The sequence below is a fragment of the Candidatus Accumulibacter propinquus genome (assembly GCF_056856495.1).
Genome location: NZ_JBSEHC010000002.1, coordinates 31,336 through 55,137 on the forward strand (window position 1 = coordinate 31,336; position 23,802 = coordinate 55,137).

Below are 23,802 nucleotides of genomic sequence, written 5' to 3' on the forward strand. Positions count from 1 at the left end.
TTCTCAGAACTGGAAGTACGCTTTCGCCGCGGCAACGTCGCTGGCGATTTGCGCCTTCAAGGCGTTGAAATCGGGGAATTTCATTTCGTCGCGCAGCTTGTGCAGGAAGCGGACGTTCAAATGGGCGCCGTAGATGTCGGCATTGAAATCAAAGAGATGCACTTCGAGCAGTGGTCTTACGACCTGGTTCGCGCTCGGTCGGTATCCGAGGTTGGCAGCACCCTGGTGCGGGCCACCCGGCAAGCCCTTGACTTCGACCGCGAATACTCCCTGCAGTGCTGGTCGTTCGTGCTTGATGCGGATGTTCGCCGTATTGAAGCCCAGTTGCCGGCCGATCTTGTCGCCATGGACCACCCGTCCATCGATCGAGTAAGGGCGGCCGAGCAGGCGCGCAGCCTGTTCGAGATGGCCGGCCTGCAGCGCGTCGCGAACGGCCGAACTCGATGCGCGCTCGCCGTCGAGGGTGACGCTGTCCATGGCCTCGACCTGAAAGCCGAGGCGGGCGCCGGCGTCGCTGAGCAACGCGAAGTCGCCGGCACGCCTGGCGCCGAAGCGAAAGTCGTCGCCGACGATCAGGTGCCGCACGCGCAAGGCGCCCAACAGCACCTGCTCGATGAAGGCTTCGGCGCTCAGGGCCGCGAAGCGGGCGTTGAAGTGGCAAACGTGGACCAGGTCGACGCCGTCGTCGGCAAGCAGTTCGAGCTTTTCACGCAGCGTCGACAGGCGTGAGGGCGCCGCTTCCGGGGCAAAGAATTCGCGCGGGTGCGGTTCGAAAGTGAGCACCGCCGCCGGCAGGCCGGCTTCGCTGGCGGCTGCCGTCAGACGTGCCAGCAGTGCCCGATGGCCGAGATGGACGCCATCGAAGTTGCCGATGGTCAGGACGGTAGCACTGTGCGTGGTCTGTGTGAAACCGCGATAGACGAGCATCGGGCGGCAAGGGAAGGCCAAAGAACTCGCGATTATAGCGGCATTTCGCTGGCTTGATGCTCCTGTGCGGTCCAATCGGAAGGTGTGCCGGCAACAAAACGAGATTCAATACAATATGGGCCAGCGGCGAAAACTTTCGCCGCTGGCCCATGGCAAACAAGGATTGCAACTGATCGTCGTCCATGACGTGACCGACGCGCAATGTGCCGCAAATTTTGGCCTTGATCCGGCTACGCCGTATCAAGGCCCTTTGATAAGTGCTTCTCCTTGGTCAATGACCCCTGACGCTCAGGCTGCTTTCCGCCGTCTAGCGCCAAACAGTCCCAACACGCCGGCACCAAGTAGAGCAAATGTACCCGGCTCTGGAACGAGAATGTCATCTGGCGTCCCGTAGGATTGGATATAGTTCAGCGTAATCGAGTCCCCAGCCGCCAGGGTCTTCTCCCAGATGATCGCAATCCCGATGTCCTCGTTGGCCAGGTTGGGATCATACGGGGTCCCGTATAAGGCAGCGATTTGCGAGCGCGTTGTGATGATTTTCGACACTGAACGCCGGTATCAAACGTTGCTGCTTCATTTGCTGCACCGCACTGTTGTCAGTCCTTTGAGCGACATATTTCGCGAGACTCTGGTACGCAAAAAAGGCGCCGTCTGCAGTTGGCGGCGTATCGCATATCGCAAGCCGTTTGATTTAGTTGGCGATCACTTTGCGGCGACGAGGCAGAATTCCTGCCAGTGCCAGCTCCGACGAGGGCCATTCAACCCGGCTCGGGTATCAGGGCGGGCGGCAGGCCCAAGCCCACTTGAACCCGTAGCCGTGAGCCGGCGCACGTCTGAAGCCATTGGTGCTCGGGGTGTTGCCATTGGTGTACGAATAAGCGTCGACATCCACCGAACTCAGCGCAGTCAGCAGTACGGGTGGTACTGCTGTCGGCGCCGATGACGGTACCAAAGTCGGCCGATGCGTCGGCGGCGAAGTCGCCGAAGCCAAACACGAAGAAGCCAACCGTGGCCCCGGCAAAGCTGCCAGCACCCACATTGGCGTCTTCGCGACCGAAACCGGCGGAACTGCTGATGCCAAAACCAATCGTCTGGTAACCGTAGTTCCAGAAGCCACCGGCCGCGTTCGTCACATCGTGAATCGATCCGGTTGCATTGACGTCCAGCGTCAAAGTCCCGTTGCTGATTGATGCCGCCTCAGCAGTTCCAAGAAAACCCACACTGCCCAACACTCCACCAGCAAGCACAAGGGCCTGTGCCAGTCCGAATTTTTTCATTTTCATTCTCCTAAAAGTCAATCGAAAGTTAAACCTCAAATGCCATTCGTCTAAGCACATTCTTGATCGGTTTGTTTGCGTTAGGAGCGTGCTTACCAGACACTTAGGACAAAGCATGATGCGTGCCATATGTTTTATATTGCTAATATAAAAAGAAATCAACAATTTTCTGAGACAACCGCTTCGGTAACTTGTAAGAATTTTCGACACCGCTTACCGACCCCGGTGCGCTTCTTGGTGGAACCACCAAGTCCTTCCGCAACGCAATTGCCGCGAGCCAAGGCACCCGGGTGCACGCTTCGGGTTGGGGCGTGCATTGGCCGCCGGCGGCGACCTGGCAGGTGCCGCCGCAGCCTTTGAAGACGCGGCCGGACTGTCGCCAGGCAATCCCCTGCCTCTGATCGCACTTGCCGAGTTGCAGGCAAAGAACCGGCAGTTTGATCAGGCGCTGGCCGGCCCAGACCGTGCCGCCAAAGTGCAGCCTTCAAACATGCGTATCGGCATCGCCCGTGCTGACGTGCTTGTCCTCAGTGGTGCGCGGGACAAGGCGGTCGTCGAGTTGACGGAGATGCTCAAGACCGCGCAGCCCCCAGGCTCGGCCCATGTGTTCCTCAAGTTGGGTATCTTGCAGCAGGCTGCCGGGCAGCTCGATGCGGCGCAGAGCTCCTACCTGCGTGCAGTCGAGGCCGATGACAAGATCCCCCTGGCGCACAACAACCTGGCCTGGGTGGCAGCCGAACGCAAGCGCGACCTCGACTGGCGCTCAGGGCGTGCCCTCCGTGCGCTCGATTTCAGCCGGGCACTCCTTCGTTTGAAGACATGCTGGCTTCGTCCATTCGGCACGCGGTGAATACGACCAGGCAATCGAAGCTTATGGGAATGCCATAAAGTCCGCGCCTGGGGTACCCGACTTTCACTACCGCCTGGCACTGGCGCTGCAGGCCAAGGGCCAGCCTGACAAGGCCGCAGCCAGTTTCAAGTCCGCACTTGACCTGGGAGAACGCTCATCTGACGAGCAGGACGCGCAACTGCTCGGCTCAAGGCGTTGTCGGCGAAGCGCCAGGAAGAAAGCCACTGGCCGAGCAATCCATGCTTCAAGACTGCACTGTTGCCGCTCGCCAGTCTTTACCCCATCGTCAAGGCATGTTAGCCTTGATTCGAGTTCTACCACGCCGGGGACCACCTTGCCATGAGTCGCTCCATATTGCAGTTGTTGACGGTACTTGCGGCGGTGCTGTTTTCTTTTTCAGCGGATGCACTGCTGCTCGAACAGCTTTCGGTTGTGCCGAGCCAGGCCGAACAACCGCGTACTGCCGGCGAAAGGAAATTCGCCGAAGGTCGTGAACTCCTGGGCCAGAACAAGCTGCGCGAAGCTGCCGCGGCATTCGAGGAGAGCGCCAGAGCCGATCCACGCTCGTATTTACCTTTGCTGGGCCTGGCAGAGGTTGCCAGCCGCGAGCGGCACTCAGAAGATGCGGAGAAGTATCTGCGCCGTGCCGAGGGCATCGCGCCACAGAGCGCCGAGGTGCAGACCGCGATCGGCCAGTTCTATTACGGGAGAAAAGACTACGCCAAGTCGGAAGCGGCGTTGAAGAAGGCGACCGGGATGGAACCCAAGCTGATCTGGCCCTGGCTGGCGCTCGGTGAGTTGTACAACGGATCACAGCGCTGGCCAGCCGCTGTCGATGCCTTTCGTAACGTGCTGAAGATCGATCCGAATCACGCCGGCGGACATTTCGGGCTTGGCCGGGCATTGTCGCACTCGGGTAAGCTGGACGAAGCTCTGGCGGAGTTTGACACCGCCGCCCGTCTGGCCCCGAACAATCCGCTGCCGTTGCTTGCCAAGGCGCAGTTGTTGTTTGCCCAGAAGCAGTACGACAAGTCGCTGGCCGCTTATGATCAGGCGCTTGACATGCACGTCGACGACGTTGCCGTTCGGATGGGCCGCGGTGAGGTGCTGATGGCGCAGGGCCAGGGTGACAGGGCGGTCGTGGAGTTCAAGCTGGCGGTAAAAGCGGCTCCGAAAGCCTCGCTGCCGCTAGTTAAACTGGGTATCGCCTATCAGGAGCTGAAGCGTTGGGACGAGGCGGAAGCGGCTTATCGCGCGGCGATCAAGAACGATGTGCAAGCGGTCCACGCCTACAACAATCTGGCCTGGCTCCTTGCCGAGCGCAAGATCAAACTCGATGAGGCGCTGAAGCTGGCTCAGAATGCAACGCTGTTGACGCCAAAAGACCCGAATGTGTTCGATACCCTGGCGGCGGTGCACCGGGCGCGCGGCGACGCCAACGAGGAGAGGAAAGCGCAGGCGCAGGCCAAGCAACTTGGGAAACGCGGCTGAGGGCGGGCCAGCAAGCGCGGTCGACATCCTCCTGGCAGTGATGGACCCTGGTGATTGCTACCACTGCGGACAAGCCGTGGCGACCGGAGTGGATCTCTCGGTAAATATCGACGGGCAGGCGCGCGGCATGTGTTGTGGCGGCTGTCAGGCGGTGGCGCAGGCGATTATAGACAACGGCCTGGGCGATTACTACCGCAATCGTGATGCCTTGCCGAATGCCCCGCGCGAGGCCATGCCGGCGATCGTCGAGGGCTTGCAGCTTTATGATCATGCCGATTTCCAGAAGGGTTTCGTGCGCGTCCGCGGCGAGGGGCCTGACAGCAGCGAGCGCGAGGCGTCGCTGATTCTCGAAGGGATCACCTGTTCGGCGTGTATCTGGCTGAACGAGCAACACCTGTCGCGCCTGCCCGGGGTGACTGCGGTGGACATCAACTACGCGACGCGGCGCGCGCGCGTCTGCTGGGACGAACGGCGGGTCAGGCTGTCCGAGATTCTTTCGGCGATCGCCGCGATCGGCTATCGTGCCTATCCCTACGATACGGCGAAGAGCGAGGAACTCGCGCGCAAGGAGCGGCGGGCTGCGCTGTGGCGGGTGTTTGTCGCCGGCTTCGGCATGATGCAGGTGATGATGTACGCCGTACCGGTGTATCTGGCGGGCGACGGCGAGATGACGCCGGCGGTCGAACAGTTGATGCGCTGGGCCAGCCTGGTGCTGACACTGCCGGTGGTGCTCTATTCGGCAGCGCCATTTTTCCGCAACGCCTGGCGCGATCTGCGACTCCGTCGGGTGGGCATGGATGTGCCTGTCGCACTGGGGGTTGGCGCTGCCTTCGCGGCCAGTGTCTGGGCGACGCTGATGGCCGGCGGGGAAGTCTATTTCGACTCGGTGACGATGTTCGTTTTCTTCCTGTTGAGCGGGCGCTTCCTGGAAATGACCGCCCGACAGCGTGCGGTCAGCGTCACCGAGGCTCTGGCCAGGCTGATGCCGGTGGTCGCAGCGCGTATGCCCGCGTATCCCGACCAGCGCGACCTTGTGCAGGTGATGGCTGCCGACCTGCGCGCGGGCGATGTCGTCCTGGTCAAACCCGGGGAAACCATTCCGGCGGATGGGCGGGTCATCGAGGGGGAAAGCACTGCCAACGAGGCACTGCTCACCGGGGAGAGTGCGCCGGTGCGCAAGCGCCCTGGCGTGCCCGTGACCGGTGGTGCAGTGAATATCGAAAGCCCCCTGCTGGTCGAGGTGGCGCAGGTCGGCGAAGGCACGCGCCTGTCGGCGATCGTCCGGCTGATGGAACGTGCGGCGATGGAGAAACCCCGGATCGTCGAACTGGCCGATCGCATCGCCAGTCGTTTCATCATCTGTCTGTTGTTCCTGGCGGTCGGCGTGGCCGTCGCCTGGTCGTTCATCGACCCCCGGCAGGCGCTGTGGATCACGGTTTCCGTACTGGTCGTCAGTTGTCCCTGTGCGCTGTCGCTGGCTACCCCGGTGGCGCTGACCGTTGCCGGCGGAGCAATGGCGCGCGCGGGCTTGCTGGTGACGCGCAGTCATGCCATCGAAACCCTCGCGCGGGCTACCCATTTCGTGTTCGACAAGACCGGCACGCTGACCACCGGCGAGATGCACGTGCTCGAAGTCCTGCCGCTCGGTACGCTCGGTCGGGAGCAGAGTCTGGCGCTGGCGGCGGCTCTTGAGCAGGCGTCCGAGCATCCGATCGGCAAGGCATTGCGGGTGGCTATGGCGGGGCGGGACATGCCGGCTGTCGAGGGCCTGGCAAACGAGCCTGGATGTGGCATGAAGGCGCAGTACGGCGGCCGCCAGGTGCGCGTCGGGCGGCCGGACTATGTACTCAAACTGCATGGCAGGCCCTTGCCGGACAGTGCGCAGTTACTGCTCGATGGCGGTGATACCGTGGTTGCGCTCGGTGACGATACTGGCTGGATCGCGTTGTTTCGCATTGGCGACGAGCCGCGGCCAGAAGCTGCAGCCATGGTTGCAGCGCTACACGCCGCGGGCAGCCACGTTGCGCTGCTGAGTGGTGACGCTGCGGCGGCGGCGCGCCGGGTGGCGCAGGCGCTGGGTATCGATGAGGTGCATGCGGACGCATCACCGCAGGCCAAGCACGCTTACGTGTGTCATTTGCAAGCCGGCGGAGCCGTCGTTGCGATGGTCGGTGACGGTGTCAATGATGCGCCGGTGTTGGCGCAGGCGCAGGTGTCGGTGGCCATGGGCGGGGGGGCGCAGCTGGCACGCACTCAGGCCGATCTGGTGCTGCTCTCCGAAGACCTGCAGCATCTGTGGCGTGGCGTCGTCGTCGCGCGCCGGACCCTGCGGGTAATCCACCAGAACCTGTGGTGGTCCTTTGCGTACAACCTGGTCGCCCTGCCCCTGGCGATGACGGGTTTCATCGCTCCCTGGATGGCCGGCATCGGCATGTCCGGTAGTTCATTGTTGGTCGTTGCGAATTCGCTGCGGCTGCAGCATGTCGCTGAGAGTTGATCGTCGATGGAAACGCTGTACCTGCTGATTCCAATCTCCGTCGTGCTGGTTTTTCTGATCGCCATTGCCTTCTGGTGGTCGTTGCGCAGCGGTCAGTTCGACGATCTCGAGGGCCCGGCTTACCGTATTCTGATGGACGATGATCGTGCGCCATCACCGCCGTCAGAGGCAGCGGATCCCGCCGCCCGGCGTGAGCCGGTCTGAGCCGGTCTGAGCGCATGCGGCTTCGTCAAGCTGCACTTCTGTTGATCCAGGTCAATAATGGGTTCTCGCGGATGGCGATAATACGCCGGTCGATGGCGCTCATGCAGCACGGGCGGGGTTGGTTGCCTGGGGCGTGTCGGGATTTCTCTGTTGGGGTTGGGGTGCGTTTCGACGCACCCTTTTTTTGCGTGCCGGGGTCGCTGCGCAGGAAGAGTGCAACTTGATCTGCGTCAAATTGACCCTCCGGGGGTTAGAATAACATCTGCAAAGTCAGTGCTCAGAATAAGGGCATTCGGGGCGGTGAAAGCCGGTTTTTAGTCAAGAACGAGGTGAGTCCATGTCGGAAACTCAGTCAACATATAACTACAAGGTGGTGCGGCAGTTTGCCGTGATGACCGTCATCTGGGGGATAGTCGGAATGCTGGTCGGTGTGATCATCGCCGCCCAACTGGTCTGGCCGGAATTGAACCTGGGCTGGCTGCATTTTGGTCGCTTACGCCCGTTGCATACCAATGCGGTGATCTTTGCCTTCGGCGGCTGCGCACTTTTTGCCACTTCCTACTATGTCGTGCAGCGGACCTGTCATGCCCGGATTTTCTCGGATGGTCTGGCGGCATTCACTTTCTGGGGCTGGCAGTTGATCATCGTCCTTGCCGCGGTCACCTTGCCGTTGGGGATCACCTCGGGCAAGGAATACGCCGAACTCGAATGGCCGATCGACATCCTGATCACCCTGGTCTGGGTAGCCTATGCGGTGGTGTTTTTCGGTACCATCGCCAAGCGCAAGGTCACGCACATCTATGTGGCCAACTGGTTCTACGGGGGATTCATTCTCGCGGTTGCCTTGCTGCATGTGGTCAACAGTGCCGCCATTCCGGTTTCGCTGACCAAGTCCTACTCGGCCTACGCCGGTGTGCAGGACGCCATGGTGCAATGGTGGTATGGCCACAACGCGGTCGGCTTTTTCCTAACCGCAGGTTTCCTGGGCATGATGTACTACTTTGTTCCGAAGCAGGCTGGCCGCCCGGTCTATTCGTACCGTCTGTCGGTGGTGCACTTCTGGGCCCTGATTTTCACCTATATGTGGGCCGGTCCACACCACCTGCACTACACCGCGCTGCCGGACTGGACCCAATCCGTGGGCATGCTGTTCTCGCTGATCCTGTTGGCACCCTCCTGGGGCGGCATGATCAACGGTGTGATGACGCTATCGGGCGCATGGCACAAACTGCGCGATGACCCGATCCTCAAGTTCCTGATCACTTCGCTGTCGTTCTACGGGATGTCGACCTTCGAAGGCCCGATGATGGCCATCAAGACGGTCAACGCGCTGTCTCACTACACCGACTGGACGGTTGGACACGTTCACTCGGGTGCCCTGGGTTGGGTGGCCATGGTGTCGATTGGTGCCATGTATTACCTGTTGCCGCGTCTTTTCGGCAAGCCGGAGATGTTCAGCGTCAAGCTGATCACGGTGCACTTCTGGGTGGCGACGATCGGCGTCGTGCTGTACATCGCTTCGATGTGGATCGCTGGCGTGATGCAAGGTCTGATGTGGCGGGCGGTCAACGTCGATGGCACGCTGACCTACAGCTTCGTCGAATCGGTCAAGGCCTCGTATCCGTTCTGGGCGATCCGTTTCCTCGGAGGTCTCCTGTTCCTGTCCGGCATGCTGATCATGGCCTACAACATGGCCAAGACGATCGCCGGTGGCCGGTCCGTCGATGATGCACGCATCCTGGTGCCCGCTGCTCACCACGCCTGACAGGGGAAGAAAAAATGAAAATTACGCAAGACGCAATTGAACGCAATGTCGCGTTGATGGTGCTGCTGACCTTGCTGGTGGTCAGTGTTGGTGGATTGGTCGAAATCGTGCCCCTGTTCTTCCAGAAGTCGACCACGGAACCGGTGACCGGGCTCAAGCCCTACGATCCGGTCCGCCTGACTGGGCGTGACGTTTACATCCGCGAAGGCTGTTTTCTGTGCCACTCACAGATGATTCGTCCCTTCCGCGCGGAAACCGAACGCTATGGTCACTACTCGGTCGCTGGTGAGTTCGTCTACGATCATCCGTTCCAGTGGGGTTCAAAACGCACGGGTCCGGACCTGCATCGGGTCGGTGGGCGTTATTCCGACGAGTGGCACCGTGCGCACCTGATCAATCCGCGCGATGTCGTTCCGGAGTCCAACATGCCCGCCTTCGCTTTCCTCGAAAAGGCGCCAGCCGACGCGAATAGCATCGAAGCCAAAATGCGTGCTTTGCGCAAGGTCGGCGTGCCTTACACAGATGACGAGATCGCTGCTGCCAGAAAGCAGCTTGAAGGCAAGAGCGAACTCGACGCGGTGATTGCCTATCTGCAGGGGATGGGCCTCGAAATGAAGAACGCCAAGTAAGCGCATGGACATCAACGATCTGCGATCCATCGTAACAGTCGTGTCCCTGCTGACCTTCCTCGGCGTGGTCTGGTGGGCGTACGGTGTGAAAGGCAACAAGCAGCGCTTCGAAGAAGCGGCAATGCTGCCTTTCACCGATGAAGATGCGGATAGGGCCGAACTGGGCCTGGATCGCAACGGACAAAGGAAAGCATCATGAACGATTTTGTGAATCAGTTTTGGAACTGGTACGTCATTCTCCTCGTGTTGGTCAGTATCATCGCCTGTGGCGTCCTGCTGTGGACGCAGAGCGCCCCACCAGCCGGCAGCCGGGTCGATACTACCGGTCACGTCTGGGATGAGACACTCGAGGAGTACAACAACCCGTTGCCGAAATGGTGGATGTGGCTGTTCTATATCACGGTGATCTTCTCCCTGGTGTACTGCGTACTGTATCCGACGCTTGGCAGCTACCAGGGCATGTTGGGCTGGTCGTCCAGCGGCCAGCTCGCAAAGGAAGTCGCCAAGGCTGACGAGCAGAGCAAGCCGCTGTACGACAAGTACATGAAGATGGATCTGCAGGCTCTGGCCGCCGACAAGGAGGGCATCGAGACGGGCAAGCGCCTGTACCTCACGTACTGCATGCAGTGCCACGGTGCCGATGCGCGCGGCTCGAAAGGCTTCCCGAATCTTGCCGATAACGATTGGCAGTGGGGTGGCGAGCCGGCTCAGATCGTCGAGACGATCAGCAGCGGTCGGATGGGGGTGATGCCGCCGCATGCCCAACTCGGCGCCGAAACGATCAAGGATCTTGCCAATTACGTGCGTTCCTTGTCCGGGATGCCAGCTGATTCAGTACGTGTAGCGAAGGGACAGGAAGCGTTCAATACGGCCGGATGTTCAGGTTGTCATGGTCCCGACGCAAAAGGCATGCATGCGCTGGGGGCACCGAACCTGACCGACAAGACCTGGCTCTACGGCAGTTCAGAGGCGACGATCATGGAAACCATTACCAAGGGTCGTACCAACCAGATGCCGGCCTGGAAGGAGTTTCTCGGTGAAGCCAAGGTGCACGTCCTGGCAGCCTATGTACTCAGCCTGAGCACTGCCGCAGACAAGAAGTAGCCAAGTTGTCCTCCTGGATCAACGGAGCGGCTCTGGTCGCTCCGTTTTTTTGCTCCAGTAGGCTGGACTAGCGAAGTACCGAACAGGTCGCACGATTGGTTGTCTTGTGCCGGATGGAAAAGCCCTCCTGCATGAAGGTGTTTTCCTCCGGCAGGGATTTGCACTTTAATCCAGCCTTGGCTGATTCAAATCAAGATCACACTGGCGCTGCAATGTAATATTAGAGTTTGGTGTAATTCTGAAATGGATCGGAGCTGAAATCATGGATGACGCGGCCAGCAGCAAGGCCAAGGCTATCCCCATCAATGTGGATGGCTTGTACGAGAAGCACAGAACGGTTTACGCCCGCAGCGTAGATGGGATTTTCAACAACTGGCGCTGGGCAATGGTTGTATTTACCCAGTCCCTGTTTTACGGGCTGTGCTGGATCGAATGGAGCGGACGGCAGGCAGTCCTGTTTCACATCGTTGAACGCAAGTTCTATATCTTCGGCCTGGTGTTCTGGCCGCAGGATGTGATCTACTTGGCCGTTTTGCTGGTGATTTCAGCATATGGACTGTTTCTGGTGACTGCCGTGGGTGGGCGGCTATTCTGCGGCTACGCGTGTCCACAGACGGTCTACACAGAGATCCTGATGTGGATCGAACGGAAGATCGAGGGGGAACGCCCGGCACGGATGAAACTGGATGCGCAGCCGATGAATCCGCGCAAACTGCGGCTGAAGGTCATCAAGCATTCCTTGTGGCTGCTGATTGCGTTATGGACAGGGATCACCTTCGTCGGCTATTTCACGCCAATCAGGGAACTCTTCGGCGAGATCGCCGCCTTTGATCTGGGTCCCTGGGAGGCATTCTGGATATTCTTCTACTCGGCGTTTCTTTACCTGATGGCCGGATTTCTGCGTGAGCAGGTCTGCAAGTACATGTGCCCCTATGCACGATTTCAGGGTGTGATGTTCGACCCGGATACCCTGATCATCAGCTACGACCCTGAGCGCGGCGAACCGCGCGGACTACGTCGGAAAGGTGCAGCTGCGAAGGCACAGCCTCTTGGCGACTGTGTGGACTGCAGCATTTGTGTTCAGGTTTGCCCGACCGGCATCGATATTCGTAACGGCTTGCAGCTCGAATGTATCGCCTGTGCCGCCTGTATCGATGCCTGTGATCAGGTGATGGACAAGGTTGGCTCACCGCGTGGTTTGATCCGTTACTCCACCGAGAATGCCCTGGCCAAGCACTATACCGCCAGGGAAATGCTTGCGCATTTGCTGCGCCCACGGACACTGCTGTATTCGAGCATCCTGCTGGCGATCATCATGGCGGCGGTGTGGAGTCTTGCTCATCGCGTGCCCTTGAAGGTCGATGTGCTGCGCGACCGCGCAACTTTGTCCCGCGAGGCGGACGACGGACGCATCGAGAACGTCTTCCGCCTGCATATCTCGAACACCGACGAAGCGCCGCATCGCTATTCGATCGAGGTCAGCGGCATCGAAGGCATTGATATCGTCGGCGAGCGTCAGGTCGAGGTTCCAGCGGCCTCATCGAAGACCGTCGCGCTTTCGGCGCGTGTCGAACCCGGAGCCGGAAAAAGAGGATCAAACGAGATCTATTTCGATGTCCGAGCCGAGAACCACGACAAGATCGCGGTTCACGAAAAAACGAGCTTCTTTCTGCCATGAGCAATCCTCGAATGAATTCCAGCGCGCCGGCATGGTACCGGGAGCCCTGGCCGTGGCTGCTGATGCTCGGGCCGGCGCTGGTCATCATCGCCGGGGTCGTTACCGCATATCTGGCGGTGGTCAGTAATGACGGTCTCGTGGAGGACGACTATTACAAGCAGGGCCTGACGGTAAACCAACGGACGGTGCGCGACCAGCGGGCCGCCGAACTGGGCATCGAAGCGGAACTTGTCATGGGTGGCGAGGGTGATCGCTTGCGTGCGCTGCTGCGTGCGAAGGAGGGGGGCAGGTTGCCGGAAACGCTGAACCTGGGCATTGCTCACCCCACCCGTGCTGGCTTCGATCAGAAGGTGACGCTACGTTCCGAGGGGGGAGGTGTCTATGCGGGGGGAGTCTTGCCTTTCCGTGGTCGTTGGCACATAACGCTCGAGGACGATCGGCAGGAGTGGCGCCTGATGGGCGCTTGGGTGACTGAGCAGCAGCCGGTCTTTCGGCTGACGACGTCGGCAGTGGCTGCAGCGCAGGGGAATTCAGACAGGAGGTAAATGATGGCTTGGGATTTGCTATTTTCGAGTGACTACGGCTTGTTCAGCCTGTTCGTGATTGTTTTTGTGATTGGCATGGCGGGATGGTTTTCGTTTTTTTTCAGCAAGAAAATACGCGAAGATCAACTGCACGCGCGTAAATAGAAAGGCGGACCGTCGCGGCTTCGCGCGCCGCTTCGGTTCGGCCATGACTTGCTCGACCAAGCTGTGGACGGTCGCCGCAGCCTGTATCTGGCGCTGCTGGCATCGCTGCTGGTGCATGCCTGCTGCCTGCTGACTATCCTGCCAGCCGCTGCGCTGCGCATTGCAGTGCCGAGCAGAGTCATACAAGGGGGGCTGAGGTTTCCGGAGCAGGTGCTCCCAGGAGGGCAGGTGATGCCTTTGCCGGCGCTGGGCAGTGAATCAGGGAGTAAGCAGGCAGCGCCACCGGCGGCGCAGCCGCTCAGTGCGGCGCGTACGCCGACAAGGTCGAGCACCCTCGCTGCAAAGCCGGCACCGCCGAACTTGGCGAAGATACCGCCTCAGCAACTTGCGCCGCCGCCAGAGGTATCGCCGCCAGCACATGGCAGAGATTTGTCGGCAGTCGGCGAAGGCGTCAGCGCTGACGCTCTGCGCGGATATCGTGTGTCACTGGCAATTGCTGCGCGTCGCTTCAAGCGTTATCCGGTGCTGGCAATCGAGCGCGGCTGGGAGGGTACTGTCGAGGTGGCGGTCAGCATGACCAGTTGGCAGCAGAGGCCGCAGCCTGCGCTTGTCCGTTCCAGTGGACACTCGCTCCTGGATGAGCAGGCCCTGTCGATGATTGAACAGGCATCGCTGACGACCATGCTGCCGGATAGTCTCAAGGGTCGAGATTTTCGCTTCGTGCTACCGATCGAATTCATCCGCGAGAGCGATCGCTAGGCCGCGGCGGGAAGCAGATCCTCTTCGTGGAACACAAAGCGACCGGCACTGCGATCGGAGAAGTAGGCACGCAGGCATAACGCCACACTCTGGAAAGCGATTTCCTGCCACGGTATGGAGTCCTCCGAGAACAGTGCCGTTTCCAGGGTTTCCTGGCCGGCAGAGAAAGCCTTGTCGAGCAGGCGGGCGCGGTAAAACAGGTGAACCTGGTTGATGTGCGGTACATTGACGAGCGAAAAAAGCTGCAGGATCTCGACACGCGCACATGCCTCCTCAAGCGTTTCACGGACCGCTGCCTGGCTTGTCGATTCGCCGTTTTCCATGAATCCGGCTGGCAGCGTCCACAAGCCGTATCGCGGCGCAATCGAACGCCGGCAAAGCAGGATCCGATCTTCCCACTCGGCTACACAGCCGATCACCAGCTTGGGGTTGAGGTAATGAATCGTCCCGCAGCACTGACAAACGTGACGTGGCAGATTGTCGCCCTTGGGGATCAGCAGGCTGACCGCTCCGCCGCATTGACTGCAGAAATTCATGGGTCCAAGTCCCTTTGAGTTTGCTGGATTACCCGGCAAGTTTATCTGATTCGTGCTGCGGGGGAAGCCGCATGCGATCGGTGGTTCGCAATCTGGCTACAATGCGCGACAATGACGAGCCAAGGTCGGCGATGCACGCGCCGCGCGCAATGACAAGGGGGGTCGGATGTTTCTGATTGTTGGGTACGTGATCATTCTGGCATCCGCGTTGGGGACCTATGCGGTGCATGGGAGCCTGGCCGCGCTGTGGGTGCCGCTCGAATACGTGGCGATCGTCGGCCTGACAATCGGCGGGTTCGTGGCATCCAACGACATCAGTGTCATCAAGACGACAGTAGGAGCCTTGCCCGGGATCTTCAAGGGCTCGAAGTTTACCAAGGTGTTGTACGTCGATCTGTTGGCCATGCTCTTCGAGATCCTGGCCAAGGTGCGCAAGGAAGGCTTGATGTCGATTGAGAACGACGTCGAAAATCCGAAGGATAGCCCGATCTTCGGAAAATACCCGTCGCTTGCCAGCGACCACCATGTCATGGAGTTCATTACCGATTATCTGCGCATGATGGTCGGCGGCAACCTCAATGCCATCGAGATCGAGAACCTGATGGATATCGAAATCGAGACACACCATCACGAGGTCGAGACACCCGGCCATGTGGTGTCGAAGGTCGCGGACGCGGTGCCGGCTTTCGGTATCGTCGTGGCTGTCATGGGGGTGGTCAATGTCATGGGTTCCGTCGGCGAACCCCCGGCGGTGCTAGGCAAGATGATCGGAGGAGCGCTGGTCGGCACTTTCCTGGGTATTCTGATCGCTTATGGCTTCGTTTCTCCGGTGGCCAATCTCCTTGAGCAGAAAGCTCAGGACGGGTCGAAGATCTACCAGGTCATCAAGGTCGTGCTGTTGGCGTCGATGTCGGGCTATGCGCCACAGGTGGCAGTCGAATTCGGGCGCAAAACGCTGGTTGCCGCAGTTCGTCCGACGTTCCGCGAACTTGAGGAGGAACTCAAGAACCGTAAGGGCAAGTGAGCCTGCCTTTTCGATTGAGTGGAGTGGGTGAATGAGCGACGACGTACGGCCGATTGTCATCAAGCGCATCAAGAAGGTTGCTGGCGGACACCATGGTGGGGCGTGGAAGATCGCCTATGCCGACTTCGTCACGGCGATGATGGCTTTCTTCCTGCTCATGTGGCTGTTGGGGTCGACGGCCAGCGGCGACCTGAAAGGGATCGCGGACTATTTCCAGAATCCCTTGAAGATCGCCTCGACCGGTGGCTCGGGGACCGGTGACAGCTCGAGTGTGCTGAAGGGGGGCGGCAAGGACCTGACGCGGACTGCGGGGCAGGTCAAGAGTGGCGATGTCGAGTCCGCGAACAAGGCATTGAACCTCAAGGAAACCAATGCCGAGATGGCACGCAAGGCCTTTGAAGAACGCGAAAAAGTCGTTCTCGCCGAACTCAAGGAGAACATCGAAAAGTTGATCGAGAGCAATCCGGCGCTCAAGCAGTTCAAGAGTCAACTCCTGATTGACATTACCAGCGAGGGGTTGCGAATTCAGATCGTTGACGAACAGAACCGACCGATGTTTGACACCAGCAGCGCCGAACTCAAGCCCTACACGCGAGTGATCCTGCGCGAGATCGGGAAGGCATTGAATGCCGTGCCCAACAAGCTGAGTCTGTCGGGTCACACCGACGCGGCACAATTCGGTGGTGGCGACAAAGGCTTCTCTAACTGGGAGCTTTCTGCCAATCGGGCGAACGCTTCGCGCCGCGAATTGATCGTCGGCGGCATGGATGAACACAAGGTCTTGCGGGTGGTTGGACTGGCGTCGACGGTCCTTTTCGACAAGAATGATCCACTCAGTTCGATCAACAGGCGCATCAGCATCGTGGTCCTGAACAAACGGTCGGAAGAGTCGCTATTGCAGGAAGACGGCAAGGGCGATGCGGTGGAAGTCGGAGCAGGGGGAATCGACGCCGGAAAAATGACCCCGCCCGCGGCTCCCGTGCCCGGCAGCAAGGGCTGAAACCGGAATCGATTGGCCGTACAGCAAGCGGTGCATGCCGTCTGAAGGTTGGACAGATCAGCGTCGAACGGGGATTACATTGGAAGGGGTTTTACCTGCTGGTGGGCGTGCTCCCGGTGGGCGGCCGCAGGCAGCCCGTGCCTCGCTACTTTGACCGAATGCCGGTCATCCTTGCGGGATGGTCTCCACAAAAGCCGGTCGCCGCATCAGCTTGTCGTAGAGGCGCGCGAGGTTGGGGTGCTTTTCCCGCCAGTCAATTTCGGGAAAGCGGAAGGCAAGATAGCCTAGGGCGCAGCCAACTGCAACATCGGCCAGAGAGAAATGCGTTCCCATGCACCAGGTGTTGTCGCCAAGTTCGTCGCACATGAACTGCAGACTGCGGATGATCTTCTCGTTCTGGCGGGCGAGCCATTCGGTCCCTTGCTGTGCGACGGGCCGCTTCCTTTCCAGGAAAACCAGTGCGGCGGCGTCGCACATGCCGTCTGCGAGGGCTTCCCAGCGCTTGACTTCACTGCGTTCGCGATTCGGACCAGGCATCAACTTGTTGTTTGGCGCAACGTTATCGAGATATTCGACAATAACGCGTGAATCGAAGAGGACGGTGTTGTCGTCGAGCACCAGGACCGGAATCTTGCCCAACGGGTTTACGTTCGCGACCTGGTTTTCCGCGGTCCATGGTGAGTCGATCTCGAATTCGTAGTCGATCTTTTTCTCGGCCAGAACGACACGCGCCTTGCGGACGAAGGGACTGGTCAGTGATCCGATAAGCTTCATTGGCTTCCTGATTGTAAATATTTCAAGACAATTATAGCATCGCGGTCGTATCCGGTTTACGGGCGTATTCCGCAGGCGGGTAAAATAGCAGGCTACCTTGCACCGTTTCCAGGACGATCTTTATGCCTTTTTCTTCGCTCACTGCCCTGTCACCACTGGACGGGCGCTACGCCGGCAAGCTCGATGCGCTAAGGCCCGAGTTCTCGGAATACGGCCTCATCAGGCGCCGCTTGCAGATCGAGATCGAGTGGCTCAAGACCCTGGCGGCCGAACCGCATTTTGCCGAGATTCCGACTTTCTCGCCGGCAACGCTGGCCGAAGTGGACGCTTTGCTTGCCGATTTCAGCCCGTTGCATGCCGCCGAAGTGAAAGCGATCGAAACGGTGACCAATCATGACGTGAAGGCCCTGGAGTACTGGATCAGAAAGCGCCTGGCTGCCAATGCGGAAGTGACGCAGGTTGCCGAATTCATCCATTTCGCATGTACCTCGGAAGACATCAACAATCTCGCGCATGCGCTGATGTTGCAGGCCGCTCGCGACGGAACGATGTTGCCGATGCTCGACCAGGTGATCGAGCGTCTCAGGGAACTTGCTCACCAGTTGGCTGATCTGCCGATGATGTCGCGTACGCATGGGCAGCCGGCGACGCCGACGACGCTTGGAAAGGAAATCGCGAATGTCGCCTATCGTCTTGGCAGGGCGCGTTCAACCATCGCCGGTGTCAAGCTGCTGGGGAAGATCAATGGTGCAGTAGGCAACTACAATGCCCATCTGGCGGCTTACCCGGCCTTTGACTGGGAGCACCTTGCTCGATCCTTCGTCGAGTCACTGGGCCTGGAGTTCAATCCCTACACCATCCAGATCGAACCGCACGATTCGATGGCCGAGTTGTTCGATGCTTTTGCGCGTGCGAACGTGATTCTCATGGACCTCAATCGAGATCTCTGGGGCTACATTTCGCTGGGCTATTTCCGGCAAAAGCTCAAGGCGGGGGAAATTGGTTCGTCGACGATGCCGCACAAGGTTAACCCCATCGACTTCGAGAATTCCGAGGGCAACCTGGGACTGGGCAACGCAGTGCTTCGCCATCTTGCCGAGAAGCTACCGCTTTCGCGCTGGCAACGTGATCTTACCGATTCGACGGTGCTGCGCAATATGGGAGTTGCTCTCGGCTATACGCTGCTCGCCTACGACTCGCTATTGCGCGGCCTGCAAAAACTGGAGGCTGATGGCGCGTGTCTGCAACGTGATCTCGATGCCAACTGGGAACTCCTGGCCGAACCGGTGCAGACGGTCATGCGGCGTTTTGGCATCGCCAATCCGTATGAGAAGCTCAAGGAGCTGACGCGTGGCAAGCGTGTGTCGCGTGAGGACATGCGCTGTTTTATCGAAGGCCTTGAAATTCCCGCTGCGGCGAAGGAAGAATTGCTCGAACTGACGCCATGGGCATATACCGGCATGGCCGCGCAACTGGCGAGGAAGATCTGATGTCCCCCGAGTCCAGTCCAGAGCATGATCAGGCGCTGTCATCAGGTGGGCCTGTGCCGGAGATGATCTTCTGCCGGAGTTGTGAGCAACTTGTGCCCGGAGGCTCACTGTATTGCCCGCATTGCTGTGGCGAAGACGGTCGGCGTGGAGCGTTCAGGCGTGGTGCCTTTATCGGCGGGGTATTTGGCTTGCTGGCGGGCGGCCTGTCTGCGGCCGTCTGGTCGTCGATCGTCGGCCCCGAGCAGGCCACTGGCGAATTGGTGTTGGCGATCACCCTTGCCTGCGCGGCGATGGGCATCGTCCTTGGGGCGATACGAAGCCGGAAGGAATGAGAGGTGCCGAAATTTGCAGAAAACCTGAAGAAGTTGCCGGGTATCTCGCATGTTGCAGCCATTTGTTTGCTTGATGCAGCAGGCGAGGTCGTCGCAACCATCGAGAACAGGGCGGGCAGTCAGGGTTCTGTTGCGGTCTACAACCACCTCGCTCAGACCTACGGCGCCATCACGCCCGAGGCCGCCAGGAAGGGGCTGGAAGTCTTTGCCGAGTACGCCGAGGAGGAACAGGTCAACCCGGGTACGCACCCGAACATCGAGCGCCTGTTCGTGCTTGTTGAAGAGCGCAAGACCTTGCGTACCAAGCACGTGTTTGCTGTCTGACCAGGTTTGGCGATTCCTGGCTGCTGCCCCGTTTCCTGCATTTGCTTGTCAGAGGTGCCGCAGGCAGATTGAAGTTACCCGGAAGAACCCCTTTCGGTAGCTTGTTCACTGCATTTTATAGGAGAAAGAAGATGAAGAAATTCGTTGCTGCCTTGTTGCTGGGTAGTTTTGCTGGTGTCGTTCTGGCTCAGCAGGGCCTGAAACCCGAAGAAATGATCAAAATCCGCAAGGCGGGATACGGTTTCATGGCCTGGAACATGGGAAAGATCAAGGCCAACCTTGAAGGGACCTACAACAAGGAGCAGGTGCTGGCGTCTGCCAACGTGATTGCGGCGACGGCTGGCTCTGGCATGGGTGCGCTGTTTGGACCGGGGACAGAGAAGGATGTCGCGGGCCAGAAGACGCGTGTCAAACCCGAGTTCTTCAAGGAACCGGACAAGGTCAAGGAACTGGCGATGGCTTACATCAAGGAAGCCAATGAGTTGCAGAAGGTCGCTGCCACGGGTGACGTCGCTGCCATCAAGGTGCAGTTTGGCAAGACCGGGGAAAGCTGCAAGGCTTGCCACGAGAAGTTCCGCAACGACTGACCCAAAAGCCAGTTTGCAAAGCCCGCTCTGCTGTGACTCAGTGGTAGAACAACGGGATCTCGGTGCTCGTCTCGTCCGGTTGACCCCGCCAGAAATTCGAGCCGGCGTGATGGGCGCAAGGCACCGCGCTGTCGTCATTACGCAGCCTGTTCGGCTGTCGTTGCCCGCCCACAGGAGGTTCTTCTACGCTGTCCGGGAGCAGGGAGTGGCTTTACCAGGCCGGAACTGAAACAGGGGCTGGCGGATCCGCTGGTAGCCATACGCCGGAGCCGCCATAAACTGCCACCATGGCGATCAGCAAGGCCACCAGGAAGGCCAGCGGGCCGCCGCCAGTAGCCGACTCGCCGCTGCCCTCTTCGACTTCCTTCCAGCCGGTCAGCATCGGCTTGACCAGGTTGTCCTTCTTTACGCGCTCGTAGAATGTGATCGCCGCAAGGTGAAGAATTACCATGGCGAGAAGCAGATTGACCGACAATCCATGCAGGCTGACCATTCGGTCGCTCAGATCCTTACTGATCAGGTCATAGAGCGGACCGTGGAATGCAATGTCGTCATTGCTGAAAAGGCCCGTGCCGACCTGAAAGCCAAGCAAGGTCAGAAGTGCGAAGACCGACAATGAGCCTACCGGGTTGTGGCCCACGCCCTGCCATCGACCGCGGAGGTAGGCGAGGACTGACGCGGGCGTTGGAAAGAATTGGGCAAAACGGGCATAGCTCGAGCCGACGATTCCCCAGACCACTCGAAAGGTCAGCAAGCCGAGAATCGCCAGGCCGAAATTTCCATGCCAGTTCATGGCGTTGCCACCGAGCTTTCCACTAACGAAAGAGGCGAGGACCAGGATTACCAGGGACCAGTGAAAGAACCTTGTCGGCAGGTCCCAAAGCCGGATGCGTTGCTTACCCATTGTCCCTCTCCGTGATCCGTGCTGGGGGGAGATCTGCGTTGGCCCCTAAAATCCAGTGTGATCAGCCAATCTTCCTGTCGTGCGCCTGTTCACGCCTTGTGTCGTGCAGTGGGACCTAGACGACCGCTCCGTCCGCATTTGCGCCTTCGATCTGCTTCTTGGGGCGAATGAATTGCTCACGCGAGACACCGAGCCACATGACCAGTGGGCTGGCGACCAATACCGACGAGTAGATCCCGAAGCAGATGCCGATCGTCAGGGCCAGAGAGAAGTAATAGAGCGTCTCGCCACCAAAAACCAGCATCGAGAGAACCATCATTTGCGTCGAGGCGTGCGTGATGATGGTGCGCGAAATGGTACTGGTAATGGCGTGATCCAGGACCTGTGGTGTGCTCAGACCGCGGGCCTTTCGGAAGGTCTCGCGCACGCGGTCGAATACGACGACGGACTCGTTCACCGAGTAGCCCAGTACGGCCAGCACCGCTGCCAGGACTGAAAGCGAGAACTCCCATTGGAAAAAGGCGAAAAAACCCAGGATGATGATCACGTCGTGGAGGTTGGCGATGATTGCCGATACCGAGAACCGCCACTCGAACCGGAAGGCCAGGTAGACGACGATCCCGATGACTACCAGCAGCAGCGCCAGGGCGCCGTTCTCGGCGAGTTCCTTGCCAACCTGTGGGCCGACGAATTCGACGCGTCGCAGGGTGGCGCCTGGGGCCTCGGAATGCAGGGCCTGCATGACCGACTCGCCGATCTTGGCCGTGTTCTGCTCGGCCTTGAGCGGCAGGCGAATCAGCACGTCCTGGCTGGAGCCGAAATTCTGCACCGAAAAGTCGCTGTAGCCGGCCTTGCCGAGACCGCTGCGGACCTGCTCCAGATTTGCCGCTTGCGCGTAGTTCAGTTCGATCAGCGTACCGCCGGTGAATTCGACGGAGAGATGCAGACCCCGGCTGAAAAGGAAGAATACGGCCAGCAGGAAGGTCAGCAACGATATGACGTTGAACAACAGCGCATGCCGCATGAACGGGATGTCTTTTCTGATCCGGAAAAATTCCATCTTGGCTTGTTCCTAATTGACGGCGACATTGCCGGTGGTGTTACCCGGTTTCCAGACCTGACCAATAGCCAGGGATTCGACCTTGCGGCGACGGCCGTAGATGAGGTTGATCAGCGCACGCGAGACGACGACAGCCGAGAACAATGAGGTCAGGATCCCGAGACAATGCACCACCGCGAAGCCGCGAACTGGACCCGATCCGAAAATCAGGAGGGCGATGCCGGCAATCAGCGTGGTGATGTTGGAATCCAGGATCGTTCCGAAGGCCCGTTCGTAACCGGTGTGGATCGCAGCCTGCGGCGTCGAGCCATTCCGCAGTTCCTCCCGGATGCGCTCGTTGATCAGCACGTTCGCATCGATGGCCATACCCAGCGTCAGCGCGATGGCGGCGATTCCGGGCAGGGTCAGCGTGGCTTGCAGCAAGGACAGCAAAGCCACCAGGAACAGCAGGTTGGAAGCCAGGGCAACCACCGAGACCAGTCCGAAGAGCATGTAATAGGCGATCATGAATGTGGCAATGGCCGCAAACCCCCACATCGTCGAAAGGAAGCCTTTCTTGATGTTGTCGGCACCGAGACTCGGGCCGATGGTACGCTCCTCGATGATGTCCATCGGTGCCGCCAGCGAGCCGGCACGCAGCAACAGTGCGGTGTCATTGGCTTCCATGCTGCTCATGCGGCCCGAGATCTGGACACGGCCACCACCGATCTCCGCGCGGATCACCGGCGCGGTGACGACTTCGCCCTTGCCCTTCTCGATCAGGACGATGGCCATGCGCTTGCCGACGTTGTCGCGCGTGATGTCCTTGAAGATCCGGGCACCAGCCGAGTCGAGCGTGAGATGTACCGCCGGCTCCTGGGTCTGGTTGTCGAAACCAGGCTGTGCGTCGGTCAGTCGGTCCCCGGTCAGCACCACCTGCTTTTTGACCAGCAGAGGCATGCCACCACGTTCAACGTAGAGTTCCGTGGCGAAAGGGACCTGGCCCGCCTGTGCCGCTTCGAGGGCTCCGGCAGTCTCGTCGACCATCCGGATTTCCAGCGTCGCGGTGCGGCCGAGAATGTCCTTGGCTTTGGCCGTGTCCTGCACCCCCGGCAACTGCACGACGATGCGGTCGGCGCCCTGCTGGGCGATTACCGGCTCGGCGACGCCGAGTTCGTTGATGCGGTTGTGCAGCGTCGTCATGTTCTGCCGGATGGCGAACTCCTGAATCCGCTTTACAGCCTCGGGCTTCAGCGTGGCGACCAGCTTGAGATCCTCGCCCTCACCCTGGTCCGCCAGGAGCAGATCGGACTGATTGTCCTCGAGTACCATCCGTCCCTTGTTGCGTGCCTCGCTGTCGCGGAAACGAACGATCACACGCTCGCCTTCGCGCGAGATGCCGGCGTGGCGGATGGTCTTGTCGCGCAGCAGGCTGCGCAGATCGCCACTGATTGAATCCAGACGCTTGGTCAGCGCGCCCTTCATGTCGACCTGCAGCAGGAAGTGCACACCGCCGCGCAAGTCCAGGCCGAGATACATCGGCAGGGCGTGCAGGCTACTCAGCCACTGCGGCGAACTCGACAGGAGATTCAGTGCAACCACATACTGCGGGTTGCTGGCATCCGGGTTGAACTGTTTCTCCAGCAGGTCTTTGGCCTGCAACTGGCTGTCGGTGGTGCGCAGCCGAACCTTGACCCCGTTGCTGTCCAGGAAGATGCCGCTGTGCTCGACGCCAGCGGTCTGGAGGGTAGTGGCGACGCGTTCACGGGTCTTGTCGTCAACCTTGAGCGTGGCTTTGGCACTGGAAACCTGCACCGCAGGGGACTCGCCGAAAAAATTCGGCAAGGTATATACCAGGCCGAGCAGCATGGCGACGGCGACGATGACGTATTTCCAGAGCGGGTAACGATTCATGGGTGCTT

General features: G+C 59.7%; 27 protein-coding genes. 19 read left to right on the forward strand and 8 right to left on the reverse strand.

The genetic code is table 11. The features are described 5' to 3' along the window. Positions 1–3: 3 nt before the first annotated feature. From AC15MQ_RS02665 to AC15MQ_RS02675, 3 genes are all read right to left on the reverse strand, one after another. Positions 4–927, reverse strand: coding sequence for a bifunctional riboflavin kinase/FAD synthetase (locus tag AC15MQ_RS02665; protein ID WP_332335738.1), 924 nt, complete (start codon positions 925–927; stop codon positions 4–6). A 288-nt stretch (positions 928–1,215) separates the two neighbouring features. After that, a complete protein-coding gene (locus AC15MQ_RS02670; protein WP_483079256.1) occupies positions 1,216–1,473 on the reverse strand; it encodes a PEP-CTERM sorting domain-containing protein in 258 nt (85 codons plus the stop codon). A 212-nt stretch (positions 1,474–1,685) separates the two neighbouring features. Further along, a complete protein-coding gene (locus AC15MQ_RS02675; RefSeq protein WP_483079257.1) occupies positions 1,686–2,204 on the reverse strand; it encodes a hypothetical protein in 519 nt (172 codons plus the stop codon). A gap of 199 nt (positions 2,205–2,403) precedes the next feature. On the opposite strand from AC15MQ_RS02675, the gene AC15MQ_RS02680 reads away from it, so the two are divergent. The 13 genes from AC15MQ_RS02680 (at position 2,404) to AC15MQ_RS02740 (ending at position 13,870) form a co-directional block, all read left to right on the forward strand. Beyond that, positions 2,404–3,054 (forward strand): tetratricopeptide repeat protein, encoded by a 651-nt coding sequence (locus tag AC15MQ_RS02680; protein WP_483079662.1) that lies wholly within the window; start codon positions 2,404–2,406, stop codon positions 3,052–3,054. A gap of 34 nt (positions 3,055–3,088) precedes the next feature. Further along, positions 3,089–3,397 (forward strand): tetratricopeptide repeat protein, encoded by a 309-nt coding sequence (locus AC15MQ_RS02685; RefSeq protein WP_483079663.1) that lies wholly within the window; start codon positions 3,089–3,091, stop codon positions 3,395–3,397. Next, positions 3,394–4,545: a tetratricopeptide repeat protein gene (locus AC15MQ_RS02690; protein ID WP_287654343.1), complete on the forward strand. Its 1,152-nt coding sequence runs from the start codon at positions 3,394–3,396 to the stop codon at positions 4,543–4,545. Before AC15MQ_RS02685 ends, AC15MQ_RS02690 begins: the two co-directional genes overlap by 4 nt. Positions 4,546–4,585: 40 nt before the next feature. Continuing rightward, on the forward strand, positions 4,586–7,042 hold the full coding sequence (locus AC15MQ_RS02695) for a heavy metal translocating P-type ATPase (protein ID WP_483079664.1): 2,457 nt from the start codon (positions 4,586–4,588) through the stop codon (positions 7,040–7,042). 6 nt (positions 7,043–7,048) lie between these two features. Continuing rightward, positions 7,049–7,246, forward strand: a complete 198-nt coding sequence (gene ccoS / locus AC15MQ_RS02700; RefSeq protein WP_287665338.1) for a cbb3-type cytochrome oxidase assembly protein CcoS — start codon at positions 7,049–7,051, stop codon at positions 7,244–7,246. A gap of 337 nt (positions 7,247–7,583) precedes the next feature. Continuing rightward, the gene (gene ccoN, locus AC15MQ_RS02705) at positions 7,584–9,011 is read left to right on the forward strand and encodes a cytochrome-c oxidase, cbb3-type subunit I (protein WP_287654345.1); all 1,428 of its coding nucleotides are present in this window, start codon (positions 7,584–7,586) and stop codon (positions 9,009–9,011) included. A 14-nt stretch (positions 9,012–9,025) separates the two neighbouring features. Next, positions 9,026–9,640: a cytochrome-c oxidase, cbb3-type subunit II gene (gene ccoO / locus AC15MQ_RS02710; RefSeq protein WP_287654346.1), complete on the forward strand. Its 615-nt coding sequence runs from the start codon at positions 9,026–9,028 to the stop codon at positions 9,638–9,640. 4 nt (positions 9,641–9,644) lie between these two features. Next, positions 9,645–9,839 (forward strand): cbb3-type cytochrome oxidase subunit 3, encoded by a 195-nt coding sequence (locus AC15MQ_RS02715; protein WP_287654347.1) that lies wholly within the window; start codon positions 9,645–9,647, stop codon positions 9,837–9,839. After that, on the forward strand, positions 9,836–10,744 hold the full coding sequence (ccoP, locus tag AC15MQ_RS02720) for a cytochrome-c oxidase, cbb3-type subunit III (protein ID WP_287654348.1): 909 nt from the start codon (positions 9,836–9,838) through the stop codon (positions 10,742–10,744). Before AC15MQ_RS02715 ends, ccoP begins: the two co-directional genes overlap by 4 nt. A gap of 262 nt (positions 10,745–11,006) precedes the next feature. Continuing rightward, positions 11,007–12,422 (forward strand): cytochrome c oxidase accessory protein CcoG, encoded by a 1,416-nt coding sequence (ccoG, locus tag AC15MQ_RS02725; protein WP_287654350.1) that lies wholly within the window; start codon positions 11,007–11,009, stop codon positions 12,420–12,422. Continuing rightward, positions 12,419–12,967 carry a FixH family protein gene (locus AC15MQ_RS02730; protein ID WP_287654351.1) on the forward strand — a complete coding sequence of 183 codons (549 nt, stop codon included), beginning with the start codon at positions 12,419–12,421 and terminating at the stop codon, positions 12,965–12,967. Before ccoG ends, AC15MQ_RS02730 begins: the two co-directional genes overlap by 4 nt. 3 nt (positions 12,968–12,970) lie before the next feature. Then, on the forward strand, positions 12,971–13,111 hold the full coding sequence (locus AC15MQ_RS02735) for a DUF3149 domain-containing protein (protein ID WP_287654394.1): 141 nt from the start codon (positions 12,971–12,973) through the stop codon (positions 13,109–13,111). Between the two features lie 480 nt (positions 13,112–13,591). Beyond that, entirely contained in the window at positions 13,592–13,870 is a 279-nt protein-coding gene (locus tag AC15MQ_RS02740) for an energy transducer TonB (RefSeq protein WP_483079665.1), read from the forward strand. On the opposite strand, the gene AC15MQ_RS02745 is transcribed toward AC15MQ_RS02740, so the two are convergent. Next, positions 13,867–14,406 (reverse strand): NUDIX hydrolase, encoded by a 540-nt coding sequence (locus AC15MQ_RS02745; RefSeq protein ID WP_287654353.1) that lies wholly within the window; start codon positions 14,404–14,406, stop codon positions 13,867–13,869. The two genes, AC15MQ_RS02740 and AC15MQ_RS02745, sit on opposite strands and share 4 nt — an antisense overlap. A 166-nt stretch (positions 14,407–14,572) precedes the next feature. Here AC15MQ_RS02745 and motA point away from each other — a divergent pair, with 166 nt between their 5' ends. Both motA and motB read left to right on the forward strand, forming a co-directional pair. Further along, positions 14,573–15,430 (forward strand): flagellar motor stator protein MotA, encoded by an 858-nt coding sequence (gene motA / locus AC15MQ_RS02750; protein ID WP_287654354.1) that lies wholly within the window; start codon positions 14,573–14,575, stop codon positions 15,428–15,430. Positions 15,431–15,461: 31 nt separating this feature from the next. After that, positions 15,462–16,430: a flagellar motor protein MotB gene (motB, locus tag AC15MQ_RS02755; RefSeq protein ID WP_287654355.1), complete on the forward strand. Its 969-nt coding sequence runs from the start codon at positions 15,462–15,464 to the stop codon at positions 16,428–16,430. A gap of 165 nt (positions 16,431–16,595) precedes the next feature. Here the strand turns inward: motB and AC15MQ_RS02760 are convergent, their stop codons facing one another. Next, positions 16,596–17,204 carry a glutathione S-transferase gene (locus AC15MQ_RS02760; protein WP_287654357.1) on the reverse strand — a complete coding sequence of 203 codons (609 nt, stop codon included), beginning with the start codon at positions 17,202–17,204 and terminating at the stop codon, positions 16,596–16,598. A gap of 122 nt (positions 17,205–17,326) precedes the next feature. On the opposite strand from AC15MQ_RS02760, the gene purB reads away from it, so the two are divergent. The 4 genes from purB (at position 17,327) to AC15MQ_RS02780 (ending at position 19,937) form a co-directional block, all read left to right on the forward strand. Beyond that, positions 17,327–18,694: an adenylosuccinate lyase gene (gene purB / locus AC15MQ_RS02765; protein WP_483079258.1), complete on the forward strand. Its 1,368-nt coding sequence runs from the start codon at positions 17,327–17,329 to the stop codon at positions 18,692–18,694. Continuing rightward, positions 18,694–19,026, forward strand: coding sequence for a hypothetical protein (locus AC15MQ_RS02770; RefSeq protein WP_483079259.1), 333 nt, complete (start codon positions 18,694–18,696; stop codon positions 19,024–19,026). The genes purB and AC15MQ_RS02770 overlap by 1 nt, the downstream gene beginning before the upstream one ends. A gap of 3 nt (positions 19,027–19,029) precedes the next feature. After that, positions 19,030–19,350 (forward strand): DUF2322 family protein, encoded by a 321-nt coding sequence (locus AC15MQ_RS02775; protein WP_483079260.1) that lies wholly within the window; start codon positions 19,030–19,032, stop codon positions 19,348–19,350. Between the two features lie 131 nt (positions 19,351–19,481). Next, positions 19,482–19,937 (forward strand): c-type cytochrome, encoded by a 456-nt coding sequence (locus AC15MQ_RS02780; RefSeq protein ID WP_483079261.1) that lies wholly within the window; start codon positions 19,482–19,484, stop codon positions 19,935–19,937. A gap of 211 nt (positions 19,938–20,148) precedes the next feature. On the opposite strand, the gene AC15MQ_RS02785 is transcribed toward AC15MQ_RS02780, so the two are convergent. The 3 genes from AC15MQ_RS02785 to secD form a co-directional block, all read right to left on the reverse strand. Then, entirely contained in the window at positions 20,149–20,841 is a 693-nt protein-coding gene (locus AC15MQ_RS02785) for a cytochrome b/b6 domain-containing protein (RefSeq protein ID WP_483079262.1), read from the reverse strand. A 115-nt stretch (positions 20,842–20,956) separates the two neighbouring features. Next, positions 20,957–21,901 (reverse strand): protein translocase subunit SecF, encoded by a 945-nt coding sequence (gene secF, locus AC15MQ_RS02790; RefSeq protein WP_287654364.1) that lies wholly within the window; start codon positions 21,899–21,901, stop codon positions 20,957–20,959. A 12-nt stretch (positions 21,902–21,913) separates the two neighbouring features. After that, positions 21,914–23,794 (reverse strand): protein translocase subunit SecD, encoded by a 1,881-nt coding sequence (gene secD / locus AC15MQ_RS02795; RefSeq protein WP_287654365.1) that lies wholly within the window; start codon positions 23,792–23,794, stop codon positions 21,914–21,916. Positions 23,795–23,802 lie beyond the last annotated feature (8 nt).

What these genes read in the sequence shown, in the direction of transcription:
- AC15MQ_RS02665 (WP_332335738.1), bottom strand. Translation starts at nt 927, where the DNA reads ATGCTCGTCTATCGCGGTTTCACACAGACCACGCACAGTGCTACCGTC.
- AC15MQ_RS02675 (WP_483079257.1), bottom strand. Translation starts at nt 2,204, where the DNA reads ATGAAAAAATTCGGACTGGCACAGGCCCTTGTGCTTGCTGGTGGAGTG.
- AC15MQ_RS02690 (WP_287654343.1), top strand. Translation starts at nt 3,394, where the DNA reads ATGAGTCGCTCCATATTGCAGTTGTTGACGGTACTTGCGGCGGTGCTG.
- AC15MQ_RS02695 (WP_483079664.1), top strand. Translation starts at nt 4,586, where the DNA reads ATGGACCCTGGTGATTGCTACCACTGCGGACAAGCCGTGGCGACCGGA.
- ccoS (WP_287665338.1), top strand. Translation starts at nt 7,049, where the DNA reads ATGGAAACGCTGTACCTGCTGATTCCAATCTCCGTCGTGCTGGTTTTT.
- ccoN (WP_287654345.1), top strand. Translation starts at nt 7,584, where the DNA reads ATGTCGGAAACTCAGTCAACATATAACTACAAGGTGGTGCGGCAGTTT.
- ccoO (WP_287654346.1), top strand. Translation starts at nt 9,026, where the DNA reads ATGAAAATTACGCAAGACGCAATTGAACGCAATGTCGCGTTGATGGTG.
- AC15MQ_RS02715 (WP_287654347.1), top strand. Translation starts at nt 9,645, where the DNA reads ATGGACATCAACGATCTGCGATCCATCGTAACAGTCGTGTCCCTGCTG.
- ccoP (WP_287654348.1), top strand. Translation starts at nt 9,836, where the DNA reads ATGAACGATTTTGTGAATCAGTTTTGGAACTGGTACGTCATTCTCCTC.
- ccoG (WP_287654350.1), top strand. Translation starts at nt 11,007, where the DNA reads ATGGATGACGCGGCCAGCAGCAAGGCCAAGGCTATCCCCATCAATGTG.
- AC15MQ_RS02730 (WP_287654351.1), top strand. Translation starts at nt 12,419, where the DNA reads ATGAGCAATCCTCGAATGAATTCCAGCGCGCCGGCATGGTACCGGGAG.
- AC15MQ_RS02735 (WP_287654394.1), top strand. Translation starts at nt 12,971, where the DNA reads ATGGCTTGGGATTTGCTATTTTCGAGTGACTACGGCTTGTTCAGCCTG.
- AC15MQ_RS02745 (WP_287654353.1), bottom strand. Translation starts at nt 14,406, where the DNA reads ATGAATTTCTGCAGTCAATGCGGCGGAGCGGTCAGCCTGCTGATCCCC.
- motA (WP_287654354.1), top strand. Translation starts at nt 14,573, where the DNA reads ATGTTTCTGATTGTTGGGTACGTGATCATTCTGGCATCCGCGTTGGGG.
- motB (WP_287654355.1), top strand. Translation starts at nt 15,462, where the DNA reads ATGAGCGACGACGTACGGCCGATTGTCATCAAGCGCATCAAGAAGGTT.
- AC15MQ_RS02760 (WP_287654357.1), bottom strand. Translation starts at nt 17,204, where the DNA reads ATGAAGCTTATCGGATCACTGACCAGTCCCTTCGTCCGCAAGGCGCGT.
- purB (WP_483079258.1), top strand. Translation starts at nt 17,327, where the DNA reads ATGCCTTTTTCTTCGCTCACTGCCCTGTCACCACTGGACGGGCGCTAC.
- AC15MQ_RS02770 (WP_483079259.1), top strand. Translation starts at nt 18,694, where the DNA reads ATGTCCCCCGAGTCCAGTCCAGAGCATGATCAGGCGCTGTCATCAGGT.
- AC15MQ_RS02780 (WP_483079261.1), top strand. Translation starts at nt 19,482, where the DNA reads ATGAAGAAATTCGTTGCTGCCTTGTTGCTGGGTAGTTTTGCTGGTGTC.
- AC15MQ_RS02785 (WP_483079262.1), bottom strand. Translation starts at nt 20,841, where the DNA reads ATGGGTAAGCAACGCATCCGGCTTTGGGACCTGCCGACAAGGTTCTTT.
- secF (WP_287654364.1), bottom strand. Translation starts at nt 21,901, where the DNA reads ATGGAATTTTTCCGGATCAGAAAAGACATCCCGTTCATGCGGCATGCG.
- secD (WP_287654365.1), bottom strand. Translation starts at nt 23,794, where the DNA reads ATGAATCGTTACCCGCTCTGGAAATACGTCATCGTCGCCGTCGCCATG.